The sequence below is a fragment of the Pedobacter sp. HMWF019 genome (genome assembly GCF_003061025.1).
In the GTDB taxonomy this organism is placed as follows: Bacteria; Bacteroidota; Bacteroidia; order Sphingobacteriales; family Sphingobacteriaceae; genus Pedobacter.
In genome coordinates this window covers 1-1,835 of record NZ_QAIL01000518.1, presented here as the reverse complement: position 1 = coordinate 1,835, position 1,835 = coordinate 1, and the positions used below count along the sequence as shown (strand labels likewise).

Annotated in this window: 2 protein-coding genes; both read left to right on the top strand. The window is 35.4% G+C overall.

Annotated features, from left to right (window positions below; genetic code table 11):
- A partial coding sequence (locus DBR11_RS26105; RefSeq protein ID WP_146186671.1) for a sensor histidine kinase occupies positions 1-1,047 on the top strand: 1,047 nt, incomplete at its 5' end.
- The gene (locus DBR11_RS26100; RefSeq protein WP_108555501.1) at positions 1,044-1,811 is read left to right on the top strand and encodes a LytTR family DNA-binding domain-containing protein; all 768 of its coding nucleotides are present in this window, start codon (positions 1,044-1,046) and stop codon (positions 1,809-1,811) included. The genes DBR11_RS26105 and DBR11_RS26100, both read left to right, overlap by 4 nt.
- The last annotated feature ends 24 nt before the right edge of the window (positions 1,812-1,835 follow it).

The window sequence follows — 1,835 nt, the reverse complement described above, 5'->3', positions numbered from 1 at the left end:
ATCTTATTGATTGCATTCACTTTTATCGGTTCGTATTTGACTATATTTGTTATACTTCCTTATTCCTATTGGGAGAACTATATTGACATGTCAGTAACCAGGATTACAATAGACATTTTGATTAACCTGTTGTTTTGCACCATCATTTTCGTACTAAGTTCATTCATAGACAGCATATTAAATAAAAGGATTTCATGGATGGCTCATCCTTTAAAACGCCTGCTGGTTCAAACACTGTTTCAAATCCTGGGAGCCTTGTTCCTGATTATATGTTTGGGACTAATTTATTTGATATTTGGAGATGCCGTAAATACCCAATCTCCACCTATTAGCGTAAGACAGGGCTTATACTCTATTCTTTCAATTATACTATGGGCTTTGATCATCAGCACGCTAAATACAGGCGATTTTTTACTGAAGAATTGGAAAACAGCCACGATGAAGGCCGCTGAATTTGAGATTAAGGCCGCCCAAAGTAAGCAATTGGCAGCCGAAATAGAATTACAAGCGCTCAAATTACAACTCGATCCGCATTTTGTGTTTAATAATCTAAGTGTGCTTTCGGAATTGATATTAAAGGATCAACAGTTAGGATATGAGTATACAGAGAATTTTGCGAAAGTTTATAGGTATTTACTGATCAACTCGAAGAAACCATTGGTCTCCTTGCGTGAAGAGCTCAAATTTCTGAATGCCTATCTTTTCCTTATTAACAATCGGATGGGAGGTGGATGTATTTTCCAAATTGACATTGAAGAATCTAAGCTTGCGATGCTCATCCCGCCTGTTACCCTTCAGTTACTCATCGAAAATGCCATGAAATATAATCGTACGGAAGAAGAAGACCCTTTGATTATAAGCATCTATTCGAATGATCATAATCAACTGGTTGTATCCAACAACCTATTACCTTTAGTAAAAAAGCCAAATTCTACAGGTATAGGTTTAAAAAACATCATCGATCGTTATGCTTTACTAGGCGATAGCCAACCTAGTATAGAGAGAACCGATGAAACTTTTACCATAAAAGCACCTCTTATCAAATGAATATAATAAAGAAGATTTTGATTCTGGAAGATGAAAAGCTCAATTCGGATCGAATACAACGATTAATGCTTGAAATAAGACCCGACATTGAGATACTTGGTGTTCTGACCAGTATTAAAAAGGCAGTAGATTGGCTTTTAGAAAAAGAAAGCCCTGATCTGATTTTGATGGATATACAATTGGCAGACGGTATAAGTTTCGAGGTCTTTAACCTGGCAGATGTAAAATGTCCGGTAATCTTTACAACAGCTTATGACGAATATGCTGTCAAGGCATTTAAATACAACAGTATTGATTATCTGCTCAAACCCATTGAAAAAGATCAACTGGAAGCCGCTTTTACAAAATTTGAAAAATCCGTACACCACTCCTACAAGCAATATCCTTTGATTGAAGAATTACTCACCCAAATCAGACCAAGAGCATATAGATCCCGTTTCTTTCTACCTTACCGGGATGGTTACAAAAAAATCAATGTAGAGGACATCGCCTTTTTTTATTCCCATATGAATATATGTTATGCAAATTTATTTAGCGGGGAAAAAATTGTAGTACCACAGACCTTGGAAACACTGGAACAAGAATTAGAACCAAAAAATTTCTTTAGGATAAATCGTCAATATATTGTACATGCCAATTCCATTGAAAAAGTTCATAATTTTTTTAATGGAAAATTGAAACTCAAATTAAAAAATTGCCAGGACACTGATATTTTGGTCAGCAGGACAAAGGCTCCGTTATTCAAAACCTGGCTTGATTATTAGTCAAATCACAAGTTTGATTAATAA

Excerpts from the sequence above, each read along its gene's own strand:
- DBR11_RS26100 (WP_108555501.1), top strand. The coding sequence starts at position 1,044 with ATGAATATAATAAAGAAGATTTTGATTCTGGAAGATGAAAAGCTCAAT.